Here is a 26,214-nt window from a genome sequence, read left to right as displayed (position 1 = left end):
CATGATGATCAACGTGTTCCGCCCGTCACCGGTTCCCCGCGCGCGCAATGATTTGATCAAGAAGGGTCACAGGTGCGCGGTGATCGCGGGCAGCAGGTCCTGGAAGGTGCGGCCCGAGGCCGGTGCGCCGAGGGCCTGCAACTGCCAGCCGGTGCCGGTGCGATGGAGCTTGGCCATGATCTGCGCCGTGTACGCGCCGCCGCCGCTGAGGGTGTAGCGGGCGAGTTCCGCGCCGGTGCGCTCGTCGACCAGCCGGCAGAAGGCGTCCTGCACCTCGCCGAAGGTCTGCCCGGTGAACGAGTTGACGGTGAACACGATCTGGTCGACATGGCCCGGCACCCGCGCCAGGTCCACCAGGATGACCTCGTCGTCGCTCCCGGCGCCCGCGCCGCCGACGAGGTTGTCGCCGAGGTGCCGTACCGAGCCGTCGTCGCTGGCCAGATGGCGGAAGAAGACCACGTCCGCGAGCTGCCCGCCGGCGAACAGCAGCGCGGAGGCGTCCAGGTCGATCTCCCGGGTGCCGGCCAGCTTGGCCAGGAACCCCTTGCGTGGCGCGGCCCGCCAGCCCAGGCCCATCCGTACGGCGTCCAGCGCGCCGCCGTCCGCCTTGTCCAGACTGATCCGCTGACCCTTGCTCAGGTTGACCGACACGGGTCCGCCCCCTTGCTCTCGTCGCCCTCACCGGTTCGCCGGTGCGAATCTACAACACTGTAGAAGAAAGCCGCCGCAGGTCCGCTCTGTACGATGTGACGCTCCTTCGGCACGAGGGGTTGAGGCACACAGTCGGCAGGCAGGAAGGGAGAACGCGGGTGGCGGAGCCGGACGCGCACCGTCGGCGCAGGGCGCAGGGGGCGTTGGAGACACGGGTGCTCGGGGCGCTGCACGAGGCCGGTGGTCCGGTGACCGCGGGCTGGGTGCGCGACCATCTGGCCGCCGGGCTCGCCTATACGACGGTGATGACGGTCCTGGGCCGGCTGCTGGCGAAGAAGGCCGTCACCCGCAGGCGTGAGGGGCGCTCCTTCGTCTGGCTGCCGGCCGCGGACGAGGCGGGCCTGGCCGCGCTGAAGATGCGCCGGGTCCTAGACGGCGAGCAGGACCGGCACGCGGTGCTGGCCAGCTTCATCACCGCGCTGCCCGAGGGCGACGAGCGGCTGCTGCGCGAGCTGCTGGAATCCGGCGACGGCTGAGCGCACATGGGAATCTTCGTCTTCCTGCCCCTGGTCCTGCCGCTGACCGCCTGGCCGATCGCCCGGCTGGCCGAGCAGCGGCTGCATCCGCGCACCGCGACCGTGCTGCTGACGTCGGTCTCCACCGTGCTGGCGCTGTGCAGCACGGTGTGCCTGGCCCTGCTGATGGTGGTCGGCACCGCCCAACTGCCCGGCAATCCGCTGCCGGACGGCTGGTCCGACCCGGAGGTGCGCGAGAGCGTGCCCCGGCACGAGATCGCGGGCAAGGCCGCGATCCCCGCGCTGCTGGCGGTCCTCGCCGCGGGCTGCCGCACCCTGGCGCGTCATGTACGGGTACGGCGGCGGGCCCACCGGGCGCTCGCCGGGTTACCGGGCACCGAGGTGGCCGTGCTGCCGGACGCGGCGCCGTACGCCTACGCGCTGCCGGGCGGGCGGCGGGACCGGATCGTGGTGTCCAGGGGGATGCTCGGGTCGCTGGCCGCGCGGGAGCGCCGCGCGCTGTTCGCGCACGAACGGGCCCATCTCGCCGCCCGGCACCACCGCCATCTGCTGCTGGTCCAACTCGCCGCCTGCGCCAACCCGTTCCTGCTGCCGCTGCGCACCGCGGTGGCGTACACGGCGGAGCGCTGGGCGGACGAGGAGGCCGCGCGGGCCGTGGGCAGCCGCCGGGTGGTGGCCCGCGCGATCGGCCGGGCGGCGCTGGCCGCCACCGCGCCCGCCCCCTCGCCGACGCTGCCCGCGCTCGCCGCGCCGGGGCCGCTCCCCCGCCGGGTCGCGGCCCTCCTCGGCCCCGAACCCGCCGCCCGCGCCTGGCCGTCCCTGTTCACGGCGGCCGGTCTCGCGGTGTGGACCGCGGCCACCGGGGCCGCCCTGTCCGCGATGTTCTCGGCCAACTCCGCGCTCACCCTGGCGTTTCTGCTGCACGCCGCCACACCGCTGTGAGTCGCCGGGCAGAATCGGGGACATGACCGTCACCGCGACCACGGACCGTGCCGCCGCCCGCCGCAGCCTGGAGGGCCTGGCGCTCGGCGACGCCTTCGGCGAACGCTGGTTCCCGCTCTTTCGCGAACCCCGCCGGGCCCTGCGGGAGATACACGCCCGGCAGGCCCCCGAGGAGACGCCCTGGCACTGGACCGACGACACCGCGATGGCCCTCGCCGTGCTCCGGGTTTTGGACGAGCACGGCGAGATCCGCCCGCGCGAACTGGCCCTGTCCTTCGCGCTCGGCTACGACGCCGATCCCGCCCGGGGATACGGCCACGGCATGCACCAGTTGCTGCCGCGCCTGCTCGAACTTCCGGACCGCTGGCAGGAGTTCGCACGCGAGCTGTTCGGCGGCGAGGGCAGCCTCGGCAACGGCGCGGCGATGCGGGTGGCGCCGCTCGGCGCGTTCTTCCACGGCAGCCTCCCCCGGGTCGTCGCACAGGCGAGGCGCTCGGCGGAGGTCACCCACGCCCATCCCGAGGGCATCGCCGGAGCCGTCGCCGTGGCGGTCGCGGCCGCGCTGTCCGCACGCGGCACGCTGACCGTCGCCGAGGTGGCGGCCCTGACCCCGGACGGCACGGTCCGGGAGGGGCTGGCCCGCGCCGCCGAGGTGCCCTTCGCCACCGAGCCCTGGCGCGCCTCGGACCTGCTCGGCAACGGGCAGCGGATCCGTGCCGACGACACCGTGCCGTTCGCCGTGTGGTGCGCCGCCCGCCATCCCGGCGACCTGGTGTCCGCCCTGTGGACCACGGCCGAGGGGTTCGGCGACGTGGACACGACCTGTGCCATCGCCGGGGGCATCGTGGCGGCGCGCACCGGTGTGACGGCCGTACCGCGCGCCTGGCTGGAGCGCCGGGAGCCCCTGCCGGGCGGCGCCGGTGCGGCATCGTCCGGGGAAATCGGGGCAGGTGGCCGGTGAGCGGCCGGGCAGGGAGCCGGCGGAACCTTCGAACAGGGCCGAGGTGCGGGTGACGGACATGGCGAGCATCGACGAACCACTGGAGCCGGGCGGGCTGGCGGTCGGCCGGGCGCCGCTGGACGGGGCCGTCGTCGTCACGGTGACCGGCGAGGTCGACCACCGGACGGCCGGTGTGCTGCGGCGCGCCCTGATGCCCGCGGCCACCACGGACACCCCGCGCACGGTCGCCGACCTCGCCGGAGTGGGGTTCATGGACTCCAGCGGCATCAACGTCCTCATCGCCGCCCACCAGGCCCACGCACCGGCCGGCTGGCTGCGCCTGGCCGGGGTGCGCAGACCCGTGCTGCGCACCCTGGAGATCGTCGGGCTCACCGGCCTGATCCACTGCTACCCGAGCGTGGCCGCGGCACTGGAGCCCTGACCCGGCCGACCGTGCCGGTGTACGGGTACGACGCTACGAGCTGGCGGTCTGATGGAACTGGGGCACGGTGGCCTCGGCGCCCGCCCTGATCGACTCGACGACCTCCTGGTGCAGGTCCCGGCTGGCGCGCTCGGAGCGGCAGGGCACCGGGCTGCCGCTGAGCGTGAACCACGCCGATGTGCCGCTGTACTGCACCGCCACATCGGCCTTGCGGCCGTCCCAGGTGGTGTGGACGGTCAGGTCGCCGGTGAGGACGCCCGCCTCCACGGTGCGGGCGCCGCCCCGGCCGGTGAAGACCCCGGGGGTGGTCCAAGATGCGAAGACCATGCTCTCAGCCTCTCTTCTCCGCTCCACGCCCCCATGACGGGTTTGCGTGTTTATATCCCCATACGCTTGTCCTCTATGGTGCGCCATCGGGGCGGGATACGGCTGGGGCCGTACGGCCCTCGTGTCGAAGCGCCCCGGGGCGGGGCGGCACTGGTGAACCGGCGGTTCTCGTGGTGTGCTGGTAGTGGCGGGAAGAGCCGTTGAGACGCGGAGAAGCGGCCGGGAGCCGTGCACCGCGCAATCCGGATCCGCGAGAAGCGGGTGGCCCTTCCCGCCCTTCACGTCCCGGCTCGCCCCCGCCCGTAGGCCGAAAGGCCCTCGCCCGGGTCCGGGCGACCTGTGGCGGCGCCGGGCGTACGCACCCACGCTGGGATCACCACCTCAGGAAGGGAGCCGGTGCGATGACCTCCGCCACCACCATGACCACGGCGCTCGACCCCGTGCGGCGCGATCGGCTGATGAGCCTCGCCCGCGAGGTCTCCTTCGAGGCCGGCACCCGGCTGTTCGAGGAGGGGCGGCGCGCCGACCGCTTCTGGATCGTGCGCACCGGCACGATCGCCCTCGACCTGCGTGTACCCGGCCGCCGGCCCGCCGTCATCGAGACCCTCGGGCACGGCGAACTGGTCGGCTGGTCCTGGCACTTCCCGCCGCACATCTGGCAGCTGGGCGCCGAGGCGATGAGCCCGGTGCGGGCCTGGGAGTTCGACGCCGCCCCCGTGCTCGCGCTGTGCGAGGAGGACCCGGAGTTCGGGCGGGCGATCGCGCTCTGGGTCGGCCGCGTGGTCGCCCAGCGGCTGCACGCCTCCCGGATCCGGCTGCTCGACCTCTACGCGCCCTACGGCAGCGGGAGCGCCGAGTGACCGCCCGGCAGCCCGCCGAACAGGCCAATGCCGGGGGCCCGAGCCGGGTCGGCGATGTGATGACGCGCGCCGCGGTGGCGGTGGGGCGTACGGCCCTGTTCAAGGACATCGTGGCGCGGATGGAGCAGTGGAACGTCAGCGCCCTGCCGGTCCTGGAGGGTGACGGCCGGGTGGTCGGCGTGGTCTCCGAGGCGGATCTGCTGCCCAAGGAGGAGTTCCGGGACAGCGACCCGGACCGGCTGACCCAGCGGCGCCGGCTGGGCGACCTGGCCAAGGCGGGCGGGCTGACCGCGGAGGACCTGATGAGCACGCCGGCCGTCACCGTGCACGCCGACGCCACGCTCGCCGAGGCGGCGCGCATCATGGCCCTCAAGCGCGTCAAGCGGCTGCCGGTGGTGACCGCGGAGGGGGTGCTGGAGGGCGTGGTCAGCCGGGGCGACCTGCTCAAGGTGTTCCTGCGCGACGACCGTGAACTGGCCGACGAGATCCGGCGCGAGGTGCTGGACGTGCTGTTCCCGGCGCCGGTCGAGCCCTTGCATGTCGTGGTGGTCGACGGGGTCGTGACGCTGACCGGGAAGGTCACGGACGGCACGCGGATCCCGCTCGCGGTGCGCATGGTGCGGGGTGTGGAGGGCGTCGTGGGCGTGGACTGTTATCTGGCGGAGGGCTGAGCACGCCGTCTTGAGCATGCCTTCCGGAGAGGCTCGCCAAGAGGCCGAGCAGTTCAGCCGCGGCCGCCGCTGAAGTTCCCCCAGCGCGGCCCTATCTGCTTCCACTCCTCGTCCCACTCGGCCATCCTGCGCCGGATCAGCCGGCCCCGGACCAGCCAGCCCGCGCACCACAGGGCCGCACCGGCCGACGGGCCGACGAGGACACCGGTGAGGGCCGCCTGGAGGTCGGCGGAGGCGCCGGTGACCGGCGGCGCGACCACATGGTCGGCGTGGTTCGTCCAGACCGTGACGCTGCTCCCGGCGGGGGCGCCGGACGCGACCTTCGCACGGTCGGTGTGCACCGAGCCGTCCGCGTCGGTCCAGCGCACCGGCGCCCACACCCGCCCGTCGTCGTAGCCGGTGCCGGCGGCCGGGGTCGCGGCGGCCGGGTCGGTGAGCACTGCCGTGACGGGGTGCACCTGGGCGAGCCGGGCGGCGTAGGACGCGGCGGACGCCTGGGCCGCGAGAAGACCGGCGACGACGCCGCAGACGAGGACGAGCACCCAGGTGGCGAGGACGATCCAGGCCTCGACGACATCGCTGTGCCGCCGCAGCGGATTGCGCCGCCACCGCCACAGCCGTACCGGCCTGACCGTCGTGGCAGGTGTCCGTGTCATCGTCACCGCCTCCTCTCGCGCCGACGGCCCCTCAGCGGGTGCGGGCCGACTCGGCGTCCGGCAGGTCCGGGTCCAGATCCGGGTGGCGCGGCGGCCCGGCCAGCGCGCACCGCACGTCCACCACGCCGGGCACGGCCCGCGCGAGGCGCCCGGCGAGCGGTACGAGCGCGGTCTCCCGGACCCGGCCGCTGAGCGTCACGACACCATCGTGCACCTCCACCCGGATCCCGGCCGCTTCAGCGCCGAAGAGCCGGGCGACGACGTCGCTGTTGACCTCGTCGGCGATCTCCGCGTCGCCGCGCAGGAACACCTTCAGCAGGTCGGAACGGCTCACGATGCCCAGCAAGGTGCCCTCGGGATCCACCACCGGGAGCTGCTTGACGCGGGCACGGGCCATGACGCGCGCGGCGTGGCCGAGAGTGGCGTCCGGGGCCACGGTGACCGCCGGGGTGGACATCAGCGCCTCCGCGCTCGCCGCCCCGGCCTTGGCCAGCTCGGCGAGGTGGCGCATCCTGCCGTACCGGTCGAGGTCGCTGTCGCGGTACTCCTCCTTGGGCAGCAGATCCGCCTCGGAGACGACGCCGACCACGTGTCCCGCGTCGTCCAGCACGGGCACCGCGCCGACCCGCCACTCGCGCATGGCCGCCACGATGTCCTTGAAGCCCGCGCCGGTGCGCAGGGCGAGCACCCTGCGGGTCATCACGTCGTCCACGGTGTTCGGAGTGCCGTCCATGGCTTCCTCCAGGGGCTCTGGATACCGGGCCGCACCTTCAGCCTGTGGCCGCCGCCCGGCCGCTGTCATGGGCCGACCGGGCCCGACCGGGTGCCCACCGGACCCGCGCCCCGGGGGATCCCCGGGGTTACGAGGCGGGCAGCGGGACCCGCCACTCCAGTGTGGCCCCGCCCCCTTCGGTTTTCCCCACGTCGAGCCGGCCGCCGAGCCGCTCGGCGCGTTCCGCCATGTTGCGCAGCCCGCTGCGGCGGCCGCCGGAGGGGATGCCGACGCCGTTGTCACGGACCCGCAGGCGCACCTCGTGGCCGTCGGCGGCGAGCAGCACCTCGGCGCGGTCGGCGTGGGCGTGCCGGGCGATGTTGGTGAGGGCCTCGGAGAGCACGGCGACCACATGGTCGGCGATCTCGCCCGGTACATCGGTGTCGACCAGGCCCTCCATGCGCACGCTGGGCGCGAAGCCCAGCACCGGGGCGGCCTCGCCTGCCACCCGGACCACGCGGGCGCGCAGCCCGCTCGCCGCGGCGCCCTCACGGGCGCGCAGCCCGAAGATGGTCGAGCGGATGATCTTTATGGTCTCGTCCAGGTCGTCCACGGCGCGCAGGACCCGCTCGGACGCCTCCGGATGCTCGATGAAGCGGCCCGCGCTCTGGAGGGTCATGCCGGTGGCGAACAGCCGCTGGATGGCCAGGTCGTGGAGGTCCCGGGCGATACGGTCGCGGTCCTCCAGGAGCGCGATCTGCTGGGCGGCCTGCCGGCGCTCGGCGAGTTCCATGGCGATCGCCGCCTGCGCGGCGAAGCTCCGCAGCATCTCGGTCTCCTTGTCGGAGAACGCCGACCGGTCGCCCTCGCGGGCCAGCAGCAGTACACCGCGGGCGCCGCCCTCGCCGGTGCCGATCGGGACGGCGACGGCGGGGCCGAGGCCGTCGAAGCGCGGCGGGTCCTGGCTGACGCGGTCGTCATGGGCGACGTCGTCGCTGGTGACCGGCGCGGCGGCGGTGAAGGCCAGGCCCATCAGGCTGCGGTCCAGGGGCAGTACGAGGCCGCGGTGGGCGTCGGACTGGGCGCCGACGGCGATCTCCACGCCGAGCGCCTCCGTGTCCGGCATCGGCATCGCGACGGCGGCGAGCGCCGAGCCGGTGATCTCGCGGGCGCGTTCGGCGATCAGGTCCAGGGCCTCGGCGCGTTCGCTGCCGGACATCAGGCTGTGGCTGATCTCGGCGTTGGCGAGCAGCCAGCGTTCGCGCAGCCGGGAGTCCTCGTAGAGGCGGGCGTTGTCGATGGCGACGCCCGCGGCGACGGCGAGGGTGGCGAGGACCGACTCGTCCTCCTCGTCGAAGTCGACACCGCCGCGCTTCTCGGTGAGGTACAGATTGCCGAAGACCTGGTCGCGGACGCGGATCGGGACGCCGAGGAAGGTGTTCATCGGCGGGTGCCCGGGCGGGAAGCCGTATGAGGAAGGGTGGGCGGAGAGCTTCGGCAGGCGCAGCGGCTCCGGGTGGCGGATCAGCTCGCCCAGGATGCCGTGGCCCTCCGGGTAGGGGCCGATCTCGGTGATCCGCTCCTCGGACAGGCCGACGGTGTGGAAGGCGGCGAGGGTCGTGCCGTCCGGGCCGATGACGCCCAGCGCCGCGTACTCCGCGTCCACCAGCGCCGCCGCGGCCTCCACGATGGAGTGCAGGGCCTGTTCCAGCTCCAGCTCGCGGCCGACGGAGAGGACCGCCTCCAGCAGGCTGTGCACCCGGTCCCGGGTTCCGCGGGCCGCGTCGATCCTGGCCTGCAGTTCCTCCAGCAGCTCGTCCAGCTTCAGCTGCGGCAGCCGCACGCCGGGCTCCTCCGTTCCGGTCACCACGCCCTCCACTTCCCATCAGCCCATGCCTCGAACCGACGGGTTCCGAAGGACACGGTAGCCGCTCGGAGCAGGAGAGGGATACGCGGCCGTCGCTTCGGCGTCCTGTGACCCTCGGCATGCCGGGGGCATGTGCCCCGGCATGCGGGCGGGGCCGTACGGCCCCCGGCGCGGGTCCGAACGGCACTGTTGAGCGTCGTACGACCTGGGCGAGAGTGTCATCAGGAGCGGCACCGATCCCCCGCGGTGCCGCTCCCTTCCGTGCAAGAGCAACCCCGGTCCGTGCGGGAAGCACCCCATGGACTCCTGCCCGCCCTCTGCCCGCCGTCGGCCGCGCACCGCGAAGAAGCCAGCCATGATCCCTCGTCACGACACGGCCCAGCGCCGCATCGACCTCGATCGCACGGAGGCGCTGCGGCTGCTGGGCAGTGTGTCCCTGGGCCGGGTCGTGTTCACCCGGCAGGCGCTGCCGACCGTCCGCCCGGTCAACCATGTGCTGGACGGCGGCGACATCGTGATCCGCACCCATGAGGCCGCCGCGCTGACCTCGCACGCCCGGCAGGGCGAGGACGGCGGGGTCGTCGTCGCGTACGAGGCCGACGCCATCGATCCCGAGACCCATCTCGGCTGGAGCGTCGTGGTGACGGGGTATGCCCGGCTGGTCACGGACCCGGCCGAACTGGCCCGGCTGCGGGAGCTGTTGCACCCCTGGGCGCCGCCGGAGGACATGGACCAGGCGGTGCGCATCCGCCCGGACCTGGTCACCGGGGTGCGGCTGGCGGGCGAGGACGGCTGAGCGGCGACGGGCGGTGCGCGGAAAGTCGTCCGCGTACCGCCCGTCGCGCGCATCAGGCCGTGGGGACGGCCAGTTCGTGCTGCTCGCCGCCGAGGACGACCTTGAGGGCGCCGGTCTCGGCGGCGCGGGAGAACACGTCGTACGCCCGCTCCATCTGCTCCAACGGGAAGGTGTGGGTGACCAGTCGGCCGGTCGGGAGGCGGCCGGCCGCGGCCATCTTCAGCAGGGTCGGGGTGGAGTAGGTGTCCACCAGGCCGGTGGTGATGGTGACGTCCCGGATCCAGAGGTCCTCCAGGTGCAGCGTGGCGGGCTTGCCGTGCACGCCGACGTTGGCCACGTGTCCGCCGGGGCGCACCACCCGGGTGCACAGTTCGAAGGTGTCCGGCACGCCGACGGCCTCGATGGCCACGTCGGCGCCGAGTCCGTCGGTGAGGTCCGCGACCAGTTGGTGCGGGGCCTCACGCACATCGGCGACCGCGTCGGCCCCGAACCGCCGGGCGGCCTCCAGCCGGGCCGGCGCCAGGTCGACGGCGATGATCCGTTCCGGCGAGAACAGGCGTGCCGTGGCGATCGCCGCGAGCCCGATCGGCCCGGCGCCGACGATCACCACGGTGTCGCCGGGGCGCACCCGCCCGTTGAGGACGCCCACCTCGTAGGAGGTGGGGAAGATGTCCGCGAGCAGTACGGCGTCCTCGCTCGCCAGGGTGCCGGGCAGCGGGTGCACGGACAGGTCGGCGTACGGGACGCGGACGTACTCGGCCTGGGTGCCGTCGATCGTGTGGCCGAGGATCCAGCCGCCGCCGCCCAGGCACTGGCCGTAGACGCCCTCCCGGCAGTAGCGGCAGCGGCCGCAGGAGGTGACGCAGGAGAGCAGCACCCGGTCGCCGGGGCGTACGGTGCGCACATCACTGCCGGTCTCGACGATCTCCCCGACGGCCTCGTGGCCCAGCACCGTGCCGGGCCGCACCTCGGGTACATCGCCCTTGAGGATGTGCAGGTCGGTGCCGCAGATCGTGACCGCCCCGACCTTCACGATGGCGTCGGTCGGCTCCTTGATCCCAGGATCCGGAACGTCCTCCCAGGAGGCCTCTCCGGGCCCGTGAAAGACATAACCCTTCATGCCGCTCCTCACCCTCTTCCCTCGGTGTTCCGCAGGACCGGGCTGATGGACATGTCCGACAGATCCAGAGTGACCCATGCACGGGGCTCACGCTTGGGCCGGACGGCCCCCGTTCAGCCTCCCCAGGTCCACTCCGCGACCTCGGGCAGATCGGTGCCGTGCTCGCGGATCCAGTCGTGGTGGCGGCTGCGGGCGTCGGCCATGGTCTGGCGGACGGCGGCGGCGCGGACCGCGAGGCCCGGGACGCGGTCGATGACGTCCATGACGAGGCGGTAGCGGTCGAGGTCGTTGCGGACGACCATGTCGAACGGGGTGGTCGTGGTGCCCGACTCCTTGTAGCCGCGCACATGGAGGTTCGCGTGGCCGGTGCGGCGGTAGGCGAGCCGGTGGATCAGCCAGGGGTAGCCGTGGTAGGCGAAGATGACGGGCTTGTCGGTGGTGAACAGGCCGTCGTACTCGAAGTCGGGCATGCCGTGCGGGTGTTCGTCGTGCGGCAGCAGCCGGGTCATGTCGACCACGTTGACGACCCGCACCGCCAGGTCGGGCAGATGGGTGCGCAGCAACTGGGCGGCGGCCAGCACCTCTTGGGTGGGGACGTCACCGGCGCAGGCGAGGACGACATCGGGTTCGGCGCCGTCCTCCGTGCCGGCCCACTCCCAGATCCCGGCGCCGCGCGCGCAGTGGGCGCGGGCCTGGTCCATGGTCAGCCAGTCGAAGCAGGGCTGCTTGCCGGCGACGACGACGTTGACGTAGTCGCGGCTGCGCAGCACATGATCGGCCACCGACAGCAGGGTGTTGGCGTCCGGCGGCAGATAGACGCGGACGACCTCGGGGCTCTTGTTGAGGACGTGGTCCACGAAGCCGGGGTCCTGGTGCGAGAAGCCGTTGTGGTCCTGACGCCAGACGTGCGAGGTGAGCAGGTAGTTGAGGGAGGCGATGGGGGCGCGCCAGGTCAACTGCCGTGACGTCTTGAGCCACTTGATGTGCTGGTTGACCATCGAGTCGACGATGTGCACGAACGCCTCGTAGCAGGAGAACAGTCCGTGCCGGCCGGTGAGCAGATATCCCTCCAGCCAGCCCTGGCAGAGGTGTTCGGAGAGGATCTCCATGACCCGACCGTGCCGGGACAGATGCTCGTCCACCGGGAGCACCTCGGCCTGCCATGCCTTGCCGCTGGCGTCGAAGACGGCCTGGAGCCGGTTGGAGGCGGTCTCGTCCGGGCCGACGAGGCGGAAGTCCCGGCGCTCGCGGGTGTCCTCCATGACCTGTTCGAGGAGGTCGCCGAGGATCCGGGTGGGTTCGTGCAGGGCGGCGCCCGGCTTGTCGACGGCCACGGCGAAGGTGTCCAGGGGCGGCAGCGGCAGGTCGCGCAGCAGGACGCCACCGTTGGCGTGCGGGTTGGCCCCGAGGCGGCGGTGGCCCTCGGGGACGCAGGCGAGGACGTCCGCGCTGGGCCGGCCGTCCGGGCCGAACAGTTCCTCGGGCCGGTACGAGCGCAGCCACTGCTCCAGCTGCCGCAGATGCGCGGGGTTCTCGCGCACGCCCGGCAGCGGGACCTGGTGGGCGCGCCAGGTGCCCTCGACGGGGAGGCCGTCCACCTCGGCGGGGCCGGTCCAGCCCTTGGGGGTGCGCAGCACGATCATCGGCCAGTGCACCCGCTCGGTGAGCCCGTCCTCGCGGGCACTGCGCTGCATCTGCGCGATCCGGTCCAGCGCGTCGTCCAGGGCGGCGGCGAGGGCGCGGTGCACCTCGGCGGGGTCCTCGCCGGTGACGTACAGCGGTTCGTGGCCGTAGCCGCGCAGCAGGGCGTCGAGTTCGCTCTCGGGGAGCCGGGAGAGCACGGTCGGGTTGGCGATCTTGTAGCCGTTGAGGTGCAGGACGGGCAGGACGGCGCCGTCGTGCACCGGGTCGAGGAACTTGTCGGAGTGCCAGGACGCGGCGAGCGGCCCGGTCTCCGCCTCGCCGTCGCCGATCACGCAGGTCACGAGCAGACCGGGGTTGTCGAAGGCGGCGCCGTAGGCGTGTGCGAGGGAGTAGCCGAGTTCGCCGCCCTCGTGGATGGAGCCGGGGGTCTCGGGGGCCACATGGCTGGGCACACCGCCGGGGAAGGAGAACTGCCGGAACAGCAGCTCCATACCGGCACCGTCCCGGCTGATGTCCGGGTACGTCTCGCTGTAACTGCCCTCCAGCCAGGAGCCCGCGAGGACCGCGGGACCGCCGTGCCCCGGACCCCATACGCACAGCGCGTCCAGGTCGCGGGCCTTGATGACGCGGTTGAGGTGGGTGTAGACGAGGTTGAGTCCGGGCGAGGTGCCCCAGTGGCCGAGCAGCCGCGGCTTGATGTGCTCGGGGCGCAGCGGTTCGGTCAGCAGCGGGTTGGCCATGAGGTAGATCTGGCCGGCGGCCAGATAGTTGGCGGCGCGCCAGTGCGCGTCCAGGGTGCGCAGCTCCTCCTCGCTGAGCGCGGCTTCCTGGGGGGCGGCCTCGGTCATGGGGACTCCGATCATCATCGTCAGGTTCGTGCGCGGCCGGTGGCCCGAGAGCGCTTCGGGGCGCGGGGCTCAGTCGGTTTCCGGTACGACGGCCACCGGGCAGGCCGCGTGGTGCAGTACTCCGTGGGCGACCCGGCCGAGCTGGAGGCCGAACCGGCCGGTGCGGCGCCGGGCGCCGACGACGAGCAGTCCGGCGTCCCGGGAGGCATCGACGAGGACGTCGCGGGCGTGTCCCTCGGCGGTGCGCCGATGCTGCTCCAGCCCCTCGGGGACGTCCCGCAGGGCCTCCTCCAGCGCCTCGGCGGCCTCCTGCTCCTGCGCCTGGGCGGGCCCACCGGCGAGCAGCGGGTGCCCGGTGGCGCTGTGCGCGGGCCGCCGCCACGCCCGTACGGCCTCCAGGGGCACCCCGCGCAGCGCCGCCTCCTCGGCGGCGAACCGTGCGGCGGCCGGGCCCGCGTCCTTGTCGGCGACCCCGAGCACCACGCGGCCGGGGGTCGTCCGCCGCTCGGGTCCGCCGCGCAGCACGATCACCGGGCAGTGGGCGCGGGCGGCGACCGAGAGGCTCACGGAGCCGAGCAGCAGCTCGGTGACGGCGTTGCGGCCCCGGCAGCCGACGACCACGAGACGGGCGGTGCTGCTCTCGTTCACCAGTCCGAACGACGGTTCGTCGGCCAGCACGGAGGTGGTGAGCCGCAGCTGCGGGTGGTGCCGGTGGGCCCGGCGTTCGGCGGCGTCCATGATGTCCTGGCCCATCACCTCCTCGGCCGGTTTCCCGACCTCCTGGGCGATGAGGGAACCCTCGTAGCGCTCCCAGAGCGAGGCGTAGACGAGGCGCAGCGGTGCCCCGCGCAGGGCGGCCTCCTCGGCGGCCCGGTCCACGGCGCGCAGGCTCTCCTCGGAACCGTCGACGCCGACGAGAACGGGCAGGTCCATCGTGTTCACTCTCCCTGGTAGAGCCCTGATAGAGGGCGACAACGAGGCGGGCCCGCACCCCATCGTCGACGGATTCACCGGCGTACGCGAGCCGTACCGCACCGTTTCGGCCGTTTCGGCCATGGGCCTCGTCGCGCGCGGCCGTCCGTTCGGGCCGTTCGGCCGCGCGCATCGGCTCAGGTGTGCGCGACGACGGCCACGGGCGCGGCGACATGGTGCAGCACGGCGTGGGTGACATGGCCGATATGGATGCCGTACGGGCTCTTGCGGACGCGCCGCCCGACGACCACCAGGGAGGCGTCCCGGGCGGCGTCGATCAGCACCGGCGCGGAATTGCCGGCCCGGCTCACCTCGCTCACCTCGACGTCCGGGAACTTCTGCCGCCAGGGCCGCAGCACCTCGGTGAGCAGGGTCGCGGCTCGGCGTCCGAAGGAGGGCATGACCGGCGGGTCGGCGGGGATGCCGTACGCGGCGTACGGCGGCGGTGTCCAGCCGTGCACGACCCGCAGCGCGGCACCGCGGCGCGCGGCGGCGTCGAAGGAGAACTCCAGCAGGGTTTGGCTTGGTCCCTCGGGGTCGTCGATGTCCAGACCGAGGACGACGGGCCGGAAGGGGGTCGCGGCGGACGGGACGCCCGAGGGGTCCGGCTGGTGTTCGTCGGCGGCCGTTTCACCCGCGCGGACCAGTACCACCGGATGCGTCGTGTGCGCGATGACGTACAGCCCGGCCGACCCGACCAGGAACCCGCCGAGCCGCCCGAGGCCCCGGGAGCCGAGCGCCAGCAGCTCGGCGCCGTCGGCCGCCTCGGCCAGGGCCGGTGCCGGTTCCGCGGTGACCTGGTCGGTGACCACCTCGATGCCGGGGTGGCGCAGCCGCAGGCCCGCCGCGGACTCGCGCACCGTGCGGGCCCATTCCTCGGCGGCCCCGCGGTCGATGTCGGTGCCGGCCTCGGGCTCCCGCACATGCAGGATCCGCAACGGCAGGTCGCGCAGCGCGGCTTCGCGCGCCGCCCATTCGACGGCGGCCCGGCTCTCGGGCGAGCCGTCGAGGCCCGCGGTGACGGTTCGGGTCATGGTTCCACCTCTCTGGGGCGTCGCCTCGGGGGGACAGGAGCGACGATTCCAGCCTGGGGCAGGACCGGCGAGCCGATCAGGGGCCGCTGGTCCCCCGCCGGGACCGACCGGCCCGGACCGCGGCGCCTCGCGGGGGCCGGGCGGCCCCTGTGCCGACCGGGCGCGTCCGGCGCACGCTGGGGACAGCGGAACTCCCGTCGAGAAGCTGCGTCGAGAAGCTACGGAGTCACCATGTACGGCACCCCGCACATCGTCAGCGACGTCATGACGACCACCGTCGCCGCCGTCGGCCGGCGTGCTCCCTTCAAGGAGCTGGTGGAGATGATGCAGGACTGGCAGGTCAGCGCCGTGCCCGTGATCGAGGGCGAGGGCCTGGTGGTCGGCGTGGTCTCGGAGGCCGACATGCTGCCCAAGGAGGAGCTGCGGGACGACCCGGCCGAGGAGTACCGGCAGCTGCGGCCGCCCGCCGACATGGCCAAGGGCGAGGCGATCACCGCCGGGGACCTGATGACCTCCCCCGCCGTCACCGTGCGCGCGAACGCCACCCTCGCCGAGGCCGCCAGGACCATGGCCCGCGCCCGGGTCAAGCGGCTGCCCGTGGTGGACGAGACCGGGATGCTGGAGGGCGTGGTCAGCCGCGCCGATCTGCTCAAGGTCTTCCTGCGCGACGACCAGGAGATCGAGGAGGAGGTGCGGCGGGAGATCGTGGCGCGGCTCTTCCCGCCGCCGGACTCGGCCGTGGAACTGCGGGTGGAGGACGGCGTGGTGACCGTCATCGGCCGGATCCGGGACACCTCGCTGGTCCCGGTGGCGGCCCGCCTCGTACGCGCGGTCGAGGGGGTCGTGGACGTGCGCTTCGACCTGGCGCCCGGTCAGCGGGCGGCGGGGGCGTGACATTCTTGGGATGAGGGCCGGTCTCGGCAAGTAGGGCCGGTCGGCCCTGGTGCGCACGGCGCCGTCCGGCGATGATCGGCCGGGTGACAGGCCGCAGTCTGTCTGCTTTCCGGGAACGAGAGGTCGAGATGACCGAGACACGCACCTTCACGGCACAGGACCCGATCCGGGTGTTCCTCCTGGACGACCATGAGGTCGTCCGGCGCGGTCTGGCGGATCTCCTGGACGCCGAACCGGACATCTCCGTCGTCGGCGACGCCGACACCGCCGCGCACGCGCTGGTCCGGGGCCCCGCCCTGCGCCCGCACGTCGCGGTGCTGGACGTACGGCTGCCCGACGGGGACGGCATCTCGGTCTGCCGGGAACTGCGCAACCGGATGCCGGAGCTGGCGTGTCTGATGCTCACCTCGTTCGACGACGAGGACGCCCTGCTGGACGCGATCATGGCCGGCGCGTCCGGCTATGTGCTCAAGCAGATCAAGGGCTCCGACCTGGTCTCGGCGGTGCGTACGGTCGCCTCCGGGCAGTCGATGCTGGACCCGGAGACGACGGCCCGGCTGATGCGCTCGCTGCGGGCCGACCCGCAGGAGACGCCGTCGCTGCCGCCGGAGCTGGCGGGCCTGTCGCCGCGCGAGCGGGACATCCTGGCGCTGATCGGGGACGGCCTGACCAACCGTGAGATCGGCAAGCGGCTGTATCTGTCGGAGAAGACGGTCAAGAACCACATCTCCCGGCTGCTGGCCAAGCTCGGTGTGCAGCGCCGGGTCCAGGCCGCCGTGCTCGCCTCCCATCTGGAGCCGCAGGGCACGAAGGAGCACTCCGGCCGCTGACCCCCTCGGCTCCCGCGCCGCGGGGGCTTGTCACGGCAGTTGGGGTACGACGGCCACCGGGCACTTGGCGTGGTGCAGCAACCGGTGTGCCACGCGGCCCAGTTGGAGCCCGGCGTGCCCGCGCTCCCGCCGTACCCCGACGACCAGCAGGTCGGCCGCGGCCGAGCGGTGCAGGAGCACCGTGCCGGGCGGGCCCTCCAGGACGGTGCGGGCCACCCGTACGTCCGGGTGCTCGCTCAGCGGGTCCCGGAGCAGCTTGTCGATCAGTTCGGCGGCCTCGTCCTCGTGGTCCGGCGCGGCCCCGTCCTCGGCCCGGTCGCCGGAGCGGCGCCAGGTGCGCACCGCGTCCAGGACGCACCGGCGGGCGGCGGCCTCACGCAGCGCGAAGCGGGCGGCCGTGTCGCTGGTGCCGGACTCGCCGACGCCCAGCAGCACCCGCTCATGGGTGCCCCCGAGCCCCGCGGCGTCCCCGCGGACCACGATCACCGGACCGGACGCCCGCCCGGCGACGGCCAGTCCCACCGAGCCGAGCAGCAGCCCCTTCAGCTCACCCCGGCCCCGGCTGCCGGTCACCACGGCGGTGGCGTTGTCGCCCTCGGCGAGCAGGGCCGCGACCGGGTCCTCGGCCAGTACGGCGGAGTCCGCCTTCAGATTCGGGGCGCGCCGCCGTACGCGCTCGGTCGCCGAGGCCACGATGTGCTCGGCCAGCACATGGGGAGCGGCGGGTTCGCTGCCGAGCGAGGGGAGCCGCCCCTCGTAGCGCTCCCACAGCGAGGCGTGCACCAGGCGCAGCGGCACACCGAGCCGGACCGCCTCGTCGGCCGCCCAGTCCACCGCCAGCAGGCTGCAATCGGAGCCGTCGACACCCACGACCAGGGGCAGGGGCATCGTCCTCACCGCCTTTCCTCGGGCCGCGCGTCGGTGCGGCGGCCCGTCCGGCTCTCCACGCTGGCACGGCCGAACGGGTGGGCCGATGGGTACATTGTCCCTTTCGGTGGGAATCGGACTACCCCAGCGAGGTCCGAGCGGCCCCTGCCCCCGGGCGGGTCGCCCGGCGCAGTCTGGAGGCGGCATCCCCCGGTGCCGGTGTCCCCCTCGGTGCCCCGAAAGAGGTCCTGATGACCCATCTCCCCCAGGCCGGTCCCCTGCCCGGCGCGCCCTCCGTGGCGGGTCAGGTCAGCGTCGGCCGGCTGATGACCGCGCCGCCCGTGACCGTCGCGCCGGACGTCACCCTGGCGGAGGCCACCCGGCTGATGGCCGAGACCGCCGTCGGCTCCCTGCTGGTCGTCGAGGACGGCACCTTGCGCGGCATCGTCACCGACCGCGATCTGGCGCTGCGCGGGCTGGGCGAGGGCCTGCCGATGGACAGCCGGATCGACGCGGTGATGTCGCCGCGAGTGGTCACCCTGGACGCGGGCGACGAGATCCATGAGGCGTACCGCACCTTCCGCCGCACCGGTGTGCGCCGGCTGCCCGTCCTTGACGACGGCCGTCCGGTGGGCGTGCTCACCCTGGACGATCTGCTGCTCGACGTGTTCCGGCGGCTCGCGGACCTGCTGGGTCCGGTGGCCTGGAGCGTGCTGCGGGAGCCGCCGGGGCCGCAGTGAGCCCGGGGCTCAGGTCTCCTCGGCGCGGACGATGACCACCGGGCAGGCGGCGTGCGCGGCGACGCGCTGGCTGACCGAGCCGAGCATGACGCGCGCGAAGCCGCCCCGGCCGCGGCTGCCGACGACCAGGACCTCGGCGCCCTCGGCGGCCCGCAGCAGGATCTCGGCGGGGTTGCCGTGGGCCACCCGGGTGCGCACCCCGGCGGCCGCGTCCGCGCCGAGCACCTCGGTCAGCTCCTGCGCCATCTGCTCGCGGGTCGCCTCCTCGTCGATGTACATGTCCACCGCGGGCGCGGACCAGCCGTACAGCGGCACCTCCCAGGCCGCGACGGCCTCCACCGCGCCGCCGACGAGCCCGGCGTAGCGCACGGCCCAGCGCACCGCCTCGAAGGAGGACGGCGAGCCGTCGACCCCCACCACGACCCGGGGCTTGGAGACGTCCTGGTCCATCTGTCCCACCTCTCTGGCTGTTGCCCCCTGTGCTCCACGCTGCGCGACGCGCCGCCGCCCCGCCAGAAAAGAGCGTCCGTTCGGCCCTGCCGCCGGGGGCCGGGGCGGTGCATCCTGCCGTAAGGGGAAACCGGGAGGAACGGGAGGTGAGGCACGGATGGGCAAACGGCGCAGGAAGAACGGCAAGGCGAAGGCCGCACGGCCGCGTACCGGCCGCGACTGCGGAGCCCCCCTGCCCGCACACCGGGACGCACGCCCCCGCTCCGACAACCCACTCCCCGGCACGGCCCGCCGGCGCGGCCACGGCCCCGGCAACCAATGGCTGCTGCTGCCCGGCGGCACCTGGCGCCGCGTGGAGACCATCCGAGTCCGCGGCCTGTTCGGCTGAGCGGGCCTCCCGGGGTCCCGTGCGGGTGCCGGATCAGCTCCGCAGCTGAATTCAGCGACTGGACCGCCGGGCGACCGGCGGCGGGGCGAGCACGCGGCCCGTGCCGGCGGAGCCATGGTCCTGAGTGCCGGCGAGATCGGTTTCGTGTGCGAGGCGGATCGATGTGAAACGTGAACCCCACCGTGTGATGGCCGGGGTCCACGGCCGCGGCAGCGATCCGCTCCTGGCTCCGCGCTTGATCCGCCGGGCAGTGCCTAGCCCGGGGTGATCGGCAGGTCGTCGGTGAAGGCGTTGATCGGCTGGGCGATCGGGGTGGTCAGGCGGGCGTCCAGCGCGGCCGGTGCGGAGGTGGTGCCGAGGGTGCCTGCGGGGTGCCAGGTGCCGGTGACCGCGAGCCAGGTGTCGGCGGCGGGGGGTTCGGCGGAACCGGAGCCGTAGACATGGATCTTGACGGTCTGGGAGTCGGCGGCGCAGCAGCTGAAGATGATCCGGGTCAGATACCAGCCGTCGCCGCTCGCATCGGGCGTGACGAAGCCGGTCAGGCGGACGGTACGGCCCTGGATGGCCCGGCTGCGGTCCTGCTGGACGCGCTTGGTGAAGTCCGTCAGGGTCAGCGGCAGCGGGGAGGTCGCGGGCAGCGGCCCGAAGCCCTTCTTCTGCACGGCGACCGGCTCGGCGCCGGAGCGGGCGGCGGTGTAGGCGCCGAGGGCCGGCGGGGCGAAGAGGAGAAGGCTCAGGGCGGGGAGGGCGAGGAGCCAGGCGATCTTGGGCGTACCGGAGTGGTCGTGGCCGTCGTGCCCCTCGTGACCACCGTCCTGCCCCTCATGACCATCGTGGACGTGTCCTTCGTCGTGGGCGTGTCCTTCGTGGTCGTCGTGGGCGTGTCCCCCCTTCCCCGGCCGGGAGAAGGCCGCCGCGACGCCGAGCAGGAGCAGGACGACGCCGGAGGCGATGAGCACGGGGCGCAGGCCGGGCTTGACGTAGCGCAGGTAGGTGTCGCTGAACAGCGTGATGCGCAGCAGGCCGAGACCGGTCAGTTTCAGCAGCAGGCTCTGGAGGAGGCGTCTCACAGCAGGGCCCCTCCGGTCAGGGCGCTGGCGGCGACGGCCACGACCGTGGTCGCCGTACAGAACCGCCAGGCGAAGGCGCGGCCGAACGTGCCCGCCTGGAGGGCGATCAGCTTCAGGTCGACCATGGGCCCGACCACCATGAACGCCAGCCGGGCGGTCGGCGAGAACCCGGTCAGCGAGGCGGCGACGAACGCGTCGGCCTCCGAGCAGACCGCCAGCAGCACCGCGAGGCCCGCCAGGAACAGCACCGAGAGCCAGGGCGTGCCGGAGAAGGCGTCGAGGACGGCGCGCGGCACGGCGACGTTGAAGGTGGCGGCGGCCATCGCGCCGAGCACGAGGAAGCCGCCGGCCTGCAGGAAGTCGTACTGGAAGCCGATCCGGAACTCCTGCCAGCGGCTGTGGCCGTGGGCGTGCCCGGGGTGCCGCCGGCGCAGCGCCGGACGCAGCCACTTCTCGTCGCCCCGCCAGAGCCACAGCCAGCCCATCACGGCCGCCGTGCCGAGGGAGGCGAGCAGCCGGGCCGCGATCATCGCGGGGTTGCCCGGGAAGGCGACGGCGGTGGCGGTGAGCACGACCGGGTTGATGGCGGGCGCGGACAGCAGGAAGGCGAAGGCGGCGGCCGGGGTCACGCCCCGGCGGATCAGGCTGTTGGCGACCGGTACGGAGGCGCACTCACAGCCCGGCAGGACCGCCCCGGCGACACCCGCGACCGGCACGGCGAGCGCGGCCCGCTTCGGCAGCACCCGGGTGAACAGGTCGGCGGGCACGAAGGCGTTGATGGCCCCGGAGAGCACGGTGCCGAGCACGAGGAACGGAATCGCCTGGACGATGATGGCCAGGCAGACCGTGCGCCAGGCCCCTACGGCGGGCTGGTCCAGCCACCCCGAGTCGCCGACGAGGAGGACGGCGCTCGCGCCCGCCGCGAGCAGGACGGCCGCGCCGAGCGGCCAGGGCCGGGGGCGGCGCACGGACGGAGGCGGAGGGACCGGGACGACCGCCACACCCTCCCCCGCGGCAACCAGTTCATCCGTTTTTTCCATGATCTCCCCGGATGTCGGTGTCCAGCCGACGATAAGCGAGGACCGGCGCCGGGCCGGGTATACACGCCGCCGCGACGACCGCCGTGCACCGCTTGGCCGCCCCCGCCGCTCCCCTCGGTGACTCTTCTTACAATTCGGGTGAAACGGCGGCCGGAGTGACGGCAGCCACTTCGCACGGGGCGGGTTTTGTCTACGTTCAGGTGCCATGTCCTCGCACCCGCGCCGCACGGCCGGCGTCCTTCTGGCCTCGGTGACCGCCCTGCTCACCGCCGGCATCCCGGCGGCGGCCGCCGCCACGCCCACCCCGAAGCCGAAGCCGGCCCCGGCGACCGAGGCGTCGAAGACCCCCGATCCAGGGCCCCCCGTCCCCGATCCGCACGCCACCGTCGCCGTCCTCGACCTCGACGCGGGCGCCACCACCCCCGTGGTCCAGGGGGAGGACCGCGCCTACGACACCGCCAGCATCGTCAAGGTCGACATCCTCGCCGCGCTGCTGCTCAAGGCGCAGGACGAGCGGCGCGCGCTGACCGACGAGGAGCGCGGCCACGCCGAGCCGATGATCAAGCGCAGCGACAACGACGCTGCGGACGCCCTGTGGAAGGAGATCGGCCAGGACCCCGGTCTCGCGGCGGCCAACCAGCGCCTGGGGCTGACCTCGACCACGCCCGGCACCAGCGGCAGGTGGGGGCTGACCCGGACCACCGCGAGCGACCAGATACGGCTGCTGCGCGCGGTCTTCGACGACAGCGCCCAGAGCCCCCTCACCCCCGATTCCCGCGCCTACATCCGCACCCTGATGGGCGAGGTCCTGCCCGAGCAGTCCTGGGGCGTCTCGGCGGTGAACGCGGCCGGCACCGAGCTGAAGAACGGCTGGCTCCAGCGCACCACCACGGGGCTGTGGGACGTGAACAGCATCGGCGAGGTCACCCTCGGCGGTCATCGCTGCCTCGTCGCCGTCCTCTCCGACGGCAGCGCCTCCATGAGCGACGGCGTCTCCCTGGTGGAGCAGGCCGCCCGCGCCGCGGTGGCCTGACGCCCTGGCGGCGGCGCTTTCGGCCGCCGCGGAAGGGGCACGCGGGCGGGGTACGACTCCCGACCCGAGGAGCGATGCCACCATGGCCGAGTACGAACGTTCCCGTACGATGCCCGCCCAGCCCGAGCACGTCTTCGACCGGGCGGCCACTCTCCACCAGCTGGACTCCTGGCTCCAGGTCGCGGGCATCGGCAGCGGCGTCAGCGAGGTGACCGTCCGTCTGTCCTTCTTCGACAAGCGCCACGACCCCGGCGAGCACGCGGCCGGCTGAGGCGGCCGCGGGGAGCACGGACGGGGCGCGGGCAGGGGCGAGCGACGCGACGGAGCCGGAACGATCTCCCGTACAACCGTTCCGGTGGCACAGACGTCTCACAGAGAGGGGAACTGCCGTTCCCCCACCGACTGTTCGTCCGCCACTGTCGCTCCAGTCAGAGGATTCCATGCCTTTCAGCTCTCCCGGCCCCCGTGCGGTGCGCCAGACCGCGGGCGCGTTCGGCGCCGTCGCCCTGATCGCGCTGTGCGCCGCGCCGGCCGTGGCCGCCGACGGCCCCGCGACCGGCCTGGCGCTGGGCACCATCGCGCCGTTCGACAAGGTGAAGCCGGGCAGCGAGCTCCCGCTGTCGCCCACCTTCACCAACACGGGCACCGCGGCACTGGACAAGGTCTGGCTGTCGTACTCCGTCACCCGCGGCCTGGGCCGGGCCGCGCTCCCCTCGAACTGCCTGAGCTACACGGTCGGTTCGGCCGACGAGGAGCCGGGCCACACGCAGGTGGTGTGCGAGTTCGACCAGCCGGTGCAGACGGGTGTCGTCTACGCCCCGGAGCGGCCGCTGACCCTCAAGGCCCTGGACCGCGCCCTGTACGAGCACATCCAGGTGACCGTCGACTCCACGGCCCCGGTCCCGGACGACGGTGCCGCCGCCCCGGTGCACGGCACGGCCGCCACCCTGAAGCTGGTCGAGCGGCCCGACGAGAAGACCCCGCCGGCGGGCGCCGCGTCCAGCGCGGACATCGCGGTGAACGCCGTCAACTCGGCCGACTTCCAGGTCGGCGGCGCCCAGTTGAAGGGCAAGGTCGGGGACACGGTCACGCTGCGGGTGAAGTTCGCGAACGCGGGGCCCGCCTGGGTGCTGCCGCAGCCGGGCCAGCGCGCGGTCCATGTCCTGGTCACGCTGCCCGAGGGCACCTCGGCGGTGCGGACCGACACCCTGTGCACGAACACCGGGGCCGAGTCCTACGCGTGCGGCACCGGCGCGCCCTGGGTGAACGAGCACGAGAGCAGGACGTACACCTTCAAGGTGAAGCTCGACAAGGCGGTGCCCGGCGCCCGCGGCTACGTGGAACTCGGCGCGGAGGCCCGGCCGTTCGACCACGTCAAGAAGAACGACACCGCGCACATCACGCTCGCCGTCTCCGGTGGCACCGACACCACGGGCGGCGGCTCCACCGGGGACGGCGGTTCGAAGGGCGGCGGCGACTCGACCGGCGGCACCGGCTCGACGACGTCCACGGGCGGCACCGGCACCGGCACGGACGGCGGTACGACCACGACGGGCGGCACCACCGGCACCACGTCCACCGCCGGTACCACCGGTGACCTCACCACCGGCGGCTCCGACAGCACCGGCGGCAATCTCGCGGCCACCGGCGCCGGTCCCGCGCTGCCCCTCGCGGGCGCCGCGGCCGTGGCCGTGGTCGTCGGCGCGGGCGTCGTGGTGGCCGCCCGCCGCCGGGGCGGCCGCGAGGACTGATCCCCCGCTCGGCCTGACCGGCGGCGCCGCCGGTCAGGTCCCCGAGCCGCCGAAGCCCTGGGTGGTGTACGCGCACTCGGTGTAGATGTACCCGGGGCGCAGCTTCGCGGTGTCGGAGCCCGCGGTCGTCACCTGGCCGCCGTTCGGCTTGTGCACGAAGTACGTGGTGCCGACCGGGAGTTGCAGGGTGCGCTGCGGATAGTCCTTGCCACCGGCGCAGGGCTTGAAGGTGGACATCAGCGTGTCGGCGAGCAGGTACGACCGGCAGCCGCCGCAGGCCTTCAGGGTGAAGCTGCCGGTGACCGGACCGGTGTAGAGGACCGTGACGTCGTCCGGGCTGTCGTTCTTCACCGTGACGGAGATGCTGCCGCCACTGGCGGTGGTCGGCAGCTTCTTGCCGGCCGCCGGGATGGTCTGGGCGACCTCGGCGGCGATGGCGATCTTCTGGGCGCGCGCCCGGTTCTTGTGGTGCGGATGCCCGGCGACGAACGTGTCCATGGTCTGCTTGGCGCTGCTGAAGTCGCCGCTCCGGTACTCCTGGACGCCGCAGTCGTACGCGCCGTCGTCACCGCTGCGCCCGGCCCGGGACGCGGCGGACGCGAGTTTGCCGTCGGGGTCGCCCGCGGCCGTCTTCAGGTCGCCGATCCTGGTGTCGAGCCGCTGCAACTCCTCGACGGCCGCGCAGGATCCGGAGCCACCCACGCCCTTCTGCGCCTTCTTCACGGCCGCGTCGACGGCGGGGATCACCTTCGTCGTCTGCGGGGCGTCCGGGAAGGTCTTCATCAGGTCGCCGAAGCGGGTGACCCAGTCCTGGTCGCCCGCGGACAGGCCCTGTGATCCGCACTCGTACAGCGAGGTCGCGAGGCGGTCGTCAGGCCAGTCGGCGAGGGTGCCGACGGTGGCCTTGGGCAGCTGGCCGGGCACCGTGCGCAGATACGTCAGCGGGGCCACGGCGGTGCAGTAGTCCTGGCTGTCGTAGGGCGCGGCGACCTTGGAGTAGTAGGCGCGCAGGCTGGTGGGGACCTCGCGGGCGGCGCGGGAGCCGGGGTGGTCGGCGACGAGGTCGCGATAGACCCCGAGGGCCTCGCGGTAGTCGCCTTCCGCGGTGCTGAAGGACTTGCCCGCGTCCGCCGCCACCAGCTGGTCGGCGCTCGTCAGACGCTTGAGGAGGGCCTGCTGTACGGCCTCGTCCCGGGCGTCCTGGTACCAGAGCGCGCCGCCGGCCGGTACGGCGAGCAGCACCAGGCCCAGCAGCAGCGCGAGGGGCGCGCGGCCGGGCCACACCAGGCGGGTGCGCAGTCCGAGGTACGCGCCGTGGGCGGCCGCCAGCAGCAGGAGCAGCGCGTATCCCGCAAGCAGGGCGCCGGGGACGCCGTCGGCATCCGCGGGCAGGGCGATGACCAGCAGGATCGCGGTCGCCACCCAGCAGGCGGCCATGAGCAGCCGGCGCCGCGTGAGCGCGTAGCCGAGGCCGAGTCCGCTGAGGTTGAGCAGGGCGACGGCGACGGCTCGGCCGGTGTCCGGGGGCGCGGGCGGCGGACCGGCGGGCATGGGCGGCACACCGAAGCCCTGGCCGGGCGGCGGACCATAGGTCCAGGGCCCTACGGGACCAGCGACTCCACCGGCTCCAAGGGCTCCACCGGCTCCAGGGGCTCCAGGGGCTCCAGGGGCTCCAGGGGCTCCAGGGGAGCTTCCGAATCCTCCGGGGGCTCCGGGCGAGCTTCCGAATCCTCCGGGGGCTCCGGGCGAGCTTCCGAATCCTGCGGGGGCTCCGGGCCCACCAGGCCCTCCGGGGCTGCCGGGGCCTCCAGGGACGCCCGCGCTTTCAGGGGCTCCTGCGGGGCCTGCTGATCCTCCCGGGGCTTCGGGCCCACCAGGCCCTGCGAATCCTCCGGGGCCTCCGGGTCCCCCAGGGCCGCCGACGCCACCAGGGGCCCCTTCGGGGCTTGCGAACCCGCCGGATCCCGGGGGCCCATCAGGTCCCGCAGGCCCGCCGGATTCCGCAGGCCCTCCCGGACCCCGGGATTCCCCGGGTCCTGCCACGTCTCTCGGGCCCTGTGGGCCCCCGAATCCTCCGGACATGACGACTCCCCCCGCCTCCGACAACCCCCGCTGTGCGTGGCCTTTGATTCT

Annotated in this window: 27 protein-coding genes and 1 pseudogene; 14 read left to right on the top strand and 14 right to left on the bottom strand. The window is 73.7% G+C overall.

What is annotated here, in order from left to right; genetic code table 11:
• Window positions 1-66: 66 nt before the first annotated feature.
• On the bottom strand, window positions 67-651 hold the full coding sequence (locus tag AB0N90_RS03105) for a TerD family protein (protein ID WP_365192552.1): 585 nt from the start codon (window positions 649-651) through the stop codon (window positions 67-69).
• Window positions 652-809: 158 nt separating this feature from the next.
• Here AB0N90_RS03105 and AB0N90_RS03100 point away from each other — a divergent pair, with 158 nt between their 5' ends.
• From AB0N90_RS03100 to AB0N90_RS03085, 4 genes are read left to right on the top strand one after another with little or no spacing between them, the layout of a single operon-like run.
• Window positions 810-1,187, top strand: coding sequence for a BlaI/MecI/CopY family transcriptional regulator (locus AB0N90_RS03100; RefSeq protein ID WP_365192550.1), 378 nt, complete (start codon window positions 810-812; stop codon window positions 1,185-1,187).
• 6 nt (window positions 1,188-1,193) lie between these two features.
• A complete protein-coding gene (locus AB0N90_RS03095) occupies window positions 1,194-2,129 on the top strand; it encodes a M56 family metallopeptidase (protein ID WP_365192548.1) in 936 nt (311 codons plus the stop codon).
• 22 nt (window positions 2,130-2,151) lie between these two features.
• On the top strand, window positions 2,152-3,090 hold the full coding sequence (locus AB0N90_RS03090; protein ID WP_365192547.1) for an ADP-ribosylglycohydrolase family protein: 939 nt from the start codon (window positions 2,152-2,154) through the stop codon (window positions 3,088-3,090).
• Between the two features lie 58 nt (window positions 3,091-3,148).
• Window positions 3,149-3,511 (top strand): STAS domain-containing protein, encoded by a 363-nt coding sequence (locus tag AB0N90_RS03085; protein WP_365192545.1) that lies wholly within the window; start codon window positions 3,149-3,151, stop codon window positions 3,509-3,511.
• Window positions 3,512-3,544: 33 nt separating this feature from the next.
• On the opposite strand, the gene AB0N90_RS03080 is transcribed toward AB0N90_RS03085, so the two are convergent.
• Window positions 3,545-3,838 (bottom strand): hypothetical protein, encoded by a 294-nt coding sequence (locus tag AB0N90_RS03080; RefSeq protein ID WP_365192543.1) that lies wholly within the window; start codon window positions 3,836-3,838, stop codon window positions 3,545-3,547.
• Window positions 3,839-4,239: 401 nt separating this feature from the next.
• Between AB0N90_RS03080 and AB0N90_RS03075 the strand changes: the two genes are divergently transcribed.
• Together AB0N90_RS03075 and AB0N90_RS03070 are read left to right on the top strand one after the other, a co-directional pair.
• Entirely contained in the window at window positions 4,240-4,698 is a 459-nt protein-coding gene (locus AB0N90_RS03075; RefSeq protein ID WP_361679780.1) for a cyclic nucleotide-binding domain-containing protein, read from the top strand.
• A gap of 59 nt (window positions 4,699-4,757) precedes the next feature.
• Window positions 4,758-5,369 carry a CBS domain-containing protein gene (locus AB0N90_RS03070; RefSeq protein ID WP_365192804.1) on the top strand — a complete coding sequence of 204 codons (612 nt, stop codon included), beginning with the start codon at window positions 4,758-4,760 and terminating at the stop codon, window positions 5,367-5,369.
• A gap of 53 nt (window positions 5,370-5,422) precedes the next feature.
• Here the strand turns inward: AB0N90_RS03070 and AB0N90_RS03065 are convergent, their stop codons facing one another.
• From AB0N90_RS03065 to AB0N90_RS03055, 3 genes are all read right to left on the bottom strand, one after another.
• The gene (locus AB0N90_RS03065) at window positions 5,423-6,025 is read right to left on the bottom strand and encodes a hypothetical protein (RefSeq protein WP_361679783.1); all 603 of its coding nucleotides are present in this window, start codon (window positions 6,023-6,025) and stop codon (window positions 5,423-5,425) included.
• A 31-nt stretch (window positions 6,026-6,056) separates the two neighbouring features.
• Entirely contained in the window at window positions 6,057-6,758 is a 702-nt protein-coding gene (locus AB0N90_RS03060) for a CBS domain-containing protein (RefSeq protein ID WP_365192541.1), read from the bottom strand.
• A 127-nt stretch (window positions 6,759-6,885) separates the two neighbouring features.
• Window positions 6,886-8,604: a GAF domain-containing sensor histidine kinase gene (locus AB0N90_RS03055; RefSeq protein ID WP_365192539.1), complete on the bottom strand. Its 1,719-nt coding sequence runs from the start codon at window positions 8,602-8,604 to the stop codon at window positions 6,886-6,888.
• Between the two features lie 355 nt (window positions 8,605-8,959).
• Between AB0N90_RS03055 and AB0N90_RS03050 the strand changes: the two genes are divergently transcribed.
• The gene (locus AB0N90_RS03050; protein ID WP_361679792.1) at window positions 8,960-9,400 is read left to right on the top strand and encodes a pyridoxamine 5'-phosphate oxidase family protein; all 441 of its coding nucleotides are present in this window, start codon (window positions 8,960-8,962) and stop codon (window positions 9,398-9,400) included.
• Window positions 9,401-9,452: 52 nt separating this feature from the next.
• Here AB0N90_RS03050 and AB0N90_RS03045 read toward each other — a convergent pair whose 3' ends face one another.
• From AB0N90_RS03045 to AB0N90_RS03030, 4 genes are all read right to left on the bottom strand, one after another.
• Window positions 9,453-10,520, bottom strand: coding sequence for a zinc-dependent alcohol dehydrogenase family protein (locus tag AB0N90_RS03045; RefSeq protein WP_365192537.1), 1,068 nt, complete (start codon window positions 10,518-10,520; stop codon window positions 9,453-9,455).
• Between the two features lie 113 nt (window positions 10,521-10,633).
• Window positions 10,634-13,012 carry a phosphoketolase family protein gene (locus AB0N90_RS03040; RefSeq protein ID WP_365192535.1) on the bottom strand — a complete coding sequence of 793 codons (2,379 nt, stop codon included), beginning with the start codon at window positions 13,010-13,012 and terminating at the stop codon, window positions 10,634-10,636.
• A 69-nt stretch (window positions 13,013-13,081) separates the two neighbouring features.
• Window positions 13,082-13,945, bottom strand: coding sequence for a universal stress protein (locus tag AB0N90_RS03035; protein ID WP_365192533.1), 864 nt, complete (start codon window positions 13,943-13,945; stop codon window positions 13,082-13,084).
• Window positions 13,946-14,121: 176 nt separating this feature from the next.
• Window positions 14,122-15,018: a universal stress protein gene (locus tag AB0N90_RS03030; protein WP_365192532.1), complete on the bottom strand. Its 897-nt coding sequence runs from the start codon at window positions 15,016-15,018 to the stop codon at window positions 14,122-14,124.
• A gap of 231 nt (window positions 15,019-15,249) precedes the next feature.
• On the opposite strand from AB0N90_RS03030, the gene AB0N90_RS03025 reads away from it, so the two are divergent.
• The gene (locus AB0N90_RS03025; RefSeq protein ID WP_085563356.1) at window positions 15,250-15,912 is read left to right on the top strand and encodes a CBS domain-containing protein; all 663 of its coding nucleotides are present in this window, start codon (window positions 15,250-15,252) and stop codon (window positions 15,910-15,912) included.
• A 128-nt stretch (window positions 15,913-16,040) separates the two neighbouring features.
• Complete coding sequence (locus AB0N90_RS03020; RefSeq protein ID WP_361679808.1) at window positions 16,041-16,742, top strand: response regulator transcription factor; 702 nt, start codon at window positions 16,041-16,043, stop codon at window positions 16,740-16,742.
• 30 nt (window positions 16,743-16,772) lie between these two features.
• Here the strand turns inward: AB0N90_RS03020 and AB0N90_RS03015 are convergent, their stop codons facing one another.
• A complete protein-coding gene (locus tag AB0N90_RS03015; protein WP_365192803.1) occupies window positions 16,773-17,630 on the bottom strand; it encodes a universal stress protein in 858 nt (285 codons plus the stop codon).
• 230 nt (window positions 17,631-17,860) lie between these two features.
• Here AB0N90_RS03015 and AB0N90_RS03010 point away from each other — a divergent pair, with 230 nt between their 5' ends.
• On the top strand, window positions 17,861-18,349 hold the full coding sequence (locus AB0N90_RS03010) for a CBS domain-containing protein (RefSeq protein ID WP_361679811.1): 489 nt from the start codon (window positions 17,861-17,863) through the stop codon (window positions 18,347-18,349).
• 9 nt (window positions 18,350-18,358) lie between these two features.
• On the opposite strand, the gene AB0N90_RS03005 is transcribed toward AB0N90_RS03010, so the two are convergent.
• Window positions 18,359-18,799, bottom strand: a complete 441-nt coding sequence (locus AB0N90_RS03005; protein WP_361679814.1) for a universal stress protein — start codon at window positions 18,797-18,799, stop codon at window positions 18,359-18,361.
• Window positions 18,800-18,956: 157 nt separating this feature from the next.
• On the opposite strand from AB0N90_RS03005, the gene AB0N90_RS03000 reads away from it, so the two are divergent.
• Window positions 18,957-19,187: a hypothetical protein gene (locus AB0N90_RS03000; protein ID WP_365192529.1), complete on the top strand. Its 231-nt coding sequence runs from the start codon at window positions 18,957-18,959 to the stop codon at window positions 19,185-19,187.
• Between the two features lie 254 nt (window positions 19,188-19,441).
• Here the strand turns inward: AB0N90_RS03000 and AB0N90_RS02995 are convergent, their stop codons facing one another.
• Together AB0N90_RS02995 and AB0N90_RS02990 are read right to left on the bottom strand one after the other, a co-directional pair.
• Window positions 19,442-20,257 (bottom strand): TIGR03943 family protein, encoded by an 816-nt coding sequence (locus AB0N90_RS02995; RefSeq protein ID WP_365192527.1) that lies wholly within the window; start codon window positions 20,255-20,257, stop codon window positions 19,442-19,444.
• Window positions 20,254-21,297, bottom strand: coding sequence for a permease (locus AB0N90_RS02990; protein ID WP_365192525.1), 1,044 nt, complete (start codon window positions 21,295-21,297; stop codon window positions 20,254-20,256). The genes AB0N90_RS02995 and AB0N90_RS02990 overlap by 4 nt, the downstream gene beginning before the upstream one ends.
• Before the next feature lie 205 nt (window positions 21,298-21,502).
• Here AB0N90_RS02990 and AB0N90_RS02985 point away from each other — a divergent pair, with 205 nt between their 5' ends.
• The 3 genes and pseudogenes from AB0N90_RS02985 to AB0N90_RS02975 all read left to right on the top strand — a co-directional run bounded on the left by AB0N90_RS02985 (window position 21,503) and on the right by AB0N90_RS02975 (window position 24,081).
• On the top strand, window positions 21,503-22,330 hold the full coding sequence (locus tag AB0N90_RS02985) for a serine hydrolase (RefSeq protein WP_365192524.1): 828 nt from the start codon (window positions 21,503-21,505) through the stop codon (window positions 22,328-22,330).
• Window positions 22,331-22,412: 82 nt separating this feature from the next.
• Window positions 22,413-22,592, top strand: a pseudogene (locus AB0N90_RS02980) (SRPBCC family protein); the annotation flags it as partial.
• A gap of 178 nt (window positions 22,593-22,770) precedes the next feature.
• Entirely contained in the window at window positions 22,771-24,081 is a 1,311-nt protein-coding gene (locus AB0N90_RS02975) for a hypothetical protein (RefSeq protein ID WP_365192522.1), read from the top strand.
• 33 nt (window positions 24,082-24,114) lie between these two features.
• Here AB0N90_RS02975 and AB0N90_RS02970 read toward each other — a convergent pair whose 3' ends face one another.
• Window positions 24,115-26,163, bottom strand: a complete 2,049-nt coding sequence (locus AB0N90_RS02970; RefSeq protein ID WP_365192520.1) for a hypothetical protein — start codon at window positions 26,161-26,163, stop codon at window positions 24,115-24,117.
• Between the last annotated feature and the right edge of the window lie 51 nt (window positions 26,164-26,214).

It is taken from the genome of Streptomyces sp. NPDC093018, assembly GCF_040684035.1.
Lineage (GTDB): Bacteria > Actinomycetota > Actinomycetes > Streptomycetales > Streptomycetaceae > Streptomyces > Streptomyces murinus.
The sequence above is the reverse complement of the archived record's forward strand: the minus strand, read 5'-3'. Positions and strand labels throughout refer to the sequence as shown.

Excerpts from the sequence above, each read along its gene's own strand:
- AB0N90_RS02970 (WP_365192520.1), bottom strand. The coding sequence starts at position 26,163 with ATGTCCGGAGGATTCGGGGGCCCACAGGGCCCGAGAGACGTGGCAGGA.
- AB0N90_RS03015 (WP_365192803.1), bottom strand. The coding sequence starts at position 17,630 with ATGCCCCTGCCCCTGGTCGTGGGTGTCGACGGCTCCGATTGCAGCCTG.
- AB0N90_RS03085 (WP_365192545.1), top strand. The coding sequence starts at position 3,149 with ATGGCGAGCATCGACGAACCACTGGAGCCGGGCGGGCTGGCGGTCGGC.
- AB0N90_RS03005 (WP_361679814.1), bottom strand. The coding sequence starts at position 18,799 with ATGGACCAGGACGTCTCCAAGCCCCGGGTCGTGGTGGGGGTCGACGGC.
- AB0N90_RS03090 (WP_365192547.1), top strand. The coding sequence starts at position 2,152 with ATGACCGTCACCGCGACCACGGACCGTGCCGCCGCCCGCCGCAGCCTG.
- AB0N90_RS03030 (WP_365192532.1), bottom strand. The coding sequence starts at position 15,018 with ATGACCCGAACCGTCACCGCGGGCCTCGACGGCTCGCCCGAGAGCCGG.
- AB0N90_RS03035 (WP_365192533.1), bottom strand. The coding sequence starts at position 13,945 with ATGGACCTGCCCGTTCTCGTCGGCGTCGACGGTTCCGAGGAGAGCCTG.
- AB0N90_RS02975 (WP_365192522.1), top strand. The coding sequence starts at position 22,771 with ATGCCTTTCAGCTCTCCCGGCCCCCGTGCGGTGCGCCAGACCGCGGGC.
- AB0N90_RS02990 (WP_365192525.1), bottom strand. The coding sequence starts at position 21,297 with ATGGAAAAAACGGATGAACTGGTTGCCGCGGGGGAGGGTGTGGCGGTC.
- AB0N90_RS03075 (WP_361679780.1), top strand. The coding sequence starts at position 4,240 with ATGACCTCCGCCACCACCATGACCACGGCGCTCGACCCCGTGCGGCGC.
- AB0N90_RS03050 (WP_361679792.1), top strand. The coding sequence starts at position 8,960 with ATGATCCCTCGTCACGACACGGCCCAGCGCCGCATCGACCTCGATCGC.
- AB0N90_RS03095 (WP_365192548.1), top strand. The coding sequence starts at position 1,194 with ATGGGAATCTTCGTCTTCCTGCCCCTGGTCCTGCCGCTGACCGCCTGG.
- AB0N90_RS02985 (WP_365192524.1), top strand. The coding sequence starts at position 21,503 with ATGTCCTCGCACCCGCGCCGCACGGCCGGCGTCCTTCTGGCCTCGGTG.
- AB0N90_RS03040 (WP_365192535.1), bottom strand. The coding sequence starts at position 13,012 with ATGACCGAGGCCGCCCCCCAGGAAGCCGCGCTCAGCGAGGAGGAGCTG.
- AB0N90_RS03020 (WP_361679808.1), top strand. The coding sequence starts at position 16,041 with ATGACCGAGACACGCACCTTCACGGCACAGGACCCGATCCGGGTGTTC.
- AB0N90_RS03060 (WP_365192541.1), bottom strand. The coding sequence starts at position 6,758 with ATGGACGGCACTCCGAACACCGTGGACGACGTGATGACCCGCAGGGTG.
- AB0N90_RS03065 (WP_361679783.1), bottom strand. The coding sequence starts at position 6,025 with ATGACACGGACACCTGCCACGACGGTCAGGCCGGTACGGCTGTGGCGG.
- AB0N90_RS03070 (WP_365192804.1), top strand. The coding sequence starts at position 4,758 with ATGACGCGCGCCGCGGTGGCGGTGGGGCGTACGGCCCTGTTCAAGGAC.
- AB0N90_RS03045 (WP_365192537.1), bottom strand. The coding sequence starts at position 10,520 with ATGAAGGGTTATGTCTTTCACGGGCCCGGAGAGGCCTCCTGGGAGGAC.
- AB0N90_RS03025 (WP_085563356.1), top strand. The coding sequence starts at position 15,250 with ATGTACGGCACCCCGCACATCGTCAGCGACGTCATGACGACCACCGTC.
- AB0N90_RS03000 (WP_365192529.1), top strand. The coding sequence starts at position 18,957 with ATGGGCAAACGGCGCAGGAAGAACGGCAAGGCGAAGGCCGCACGGCCG.
- AB0N90_RS03080 (WP_365192543.1), bottom strand. The coding sequence starts at position 3,838 with ATGGTCTTCGCATCTTGGACCACCCCCGGGGTCTTCACCGGCCGGGGC.
- AB0N90_RS03010 (WP_361679811.1), top strand. The coding sequence starts at position 17,861 with ATGACCCATCTCCCCCAGGCCGGTCCCCTGCCCGGCGCGCCCTCCGTG.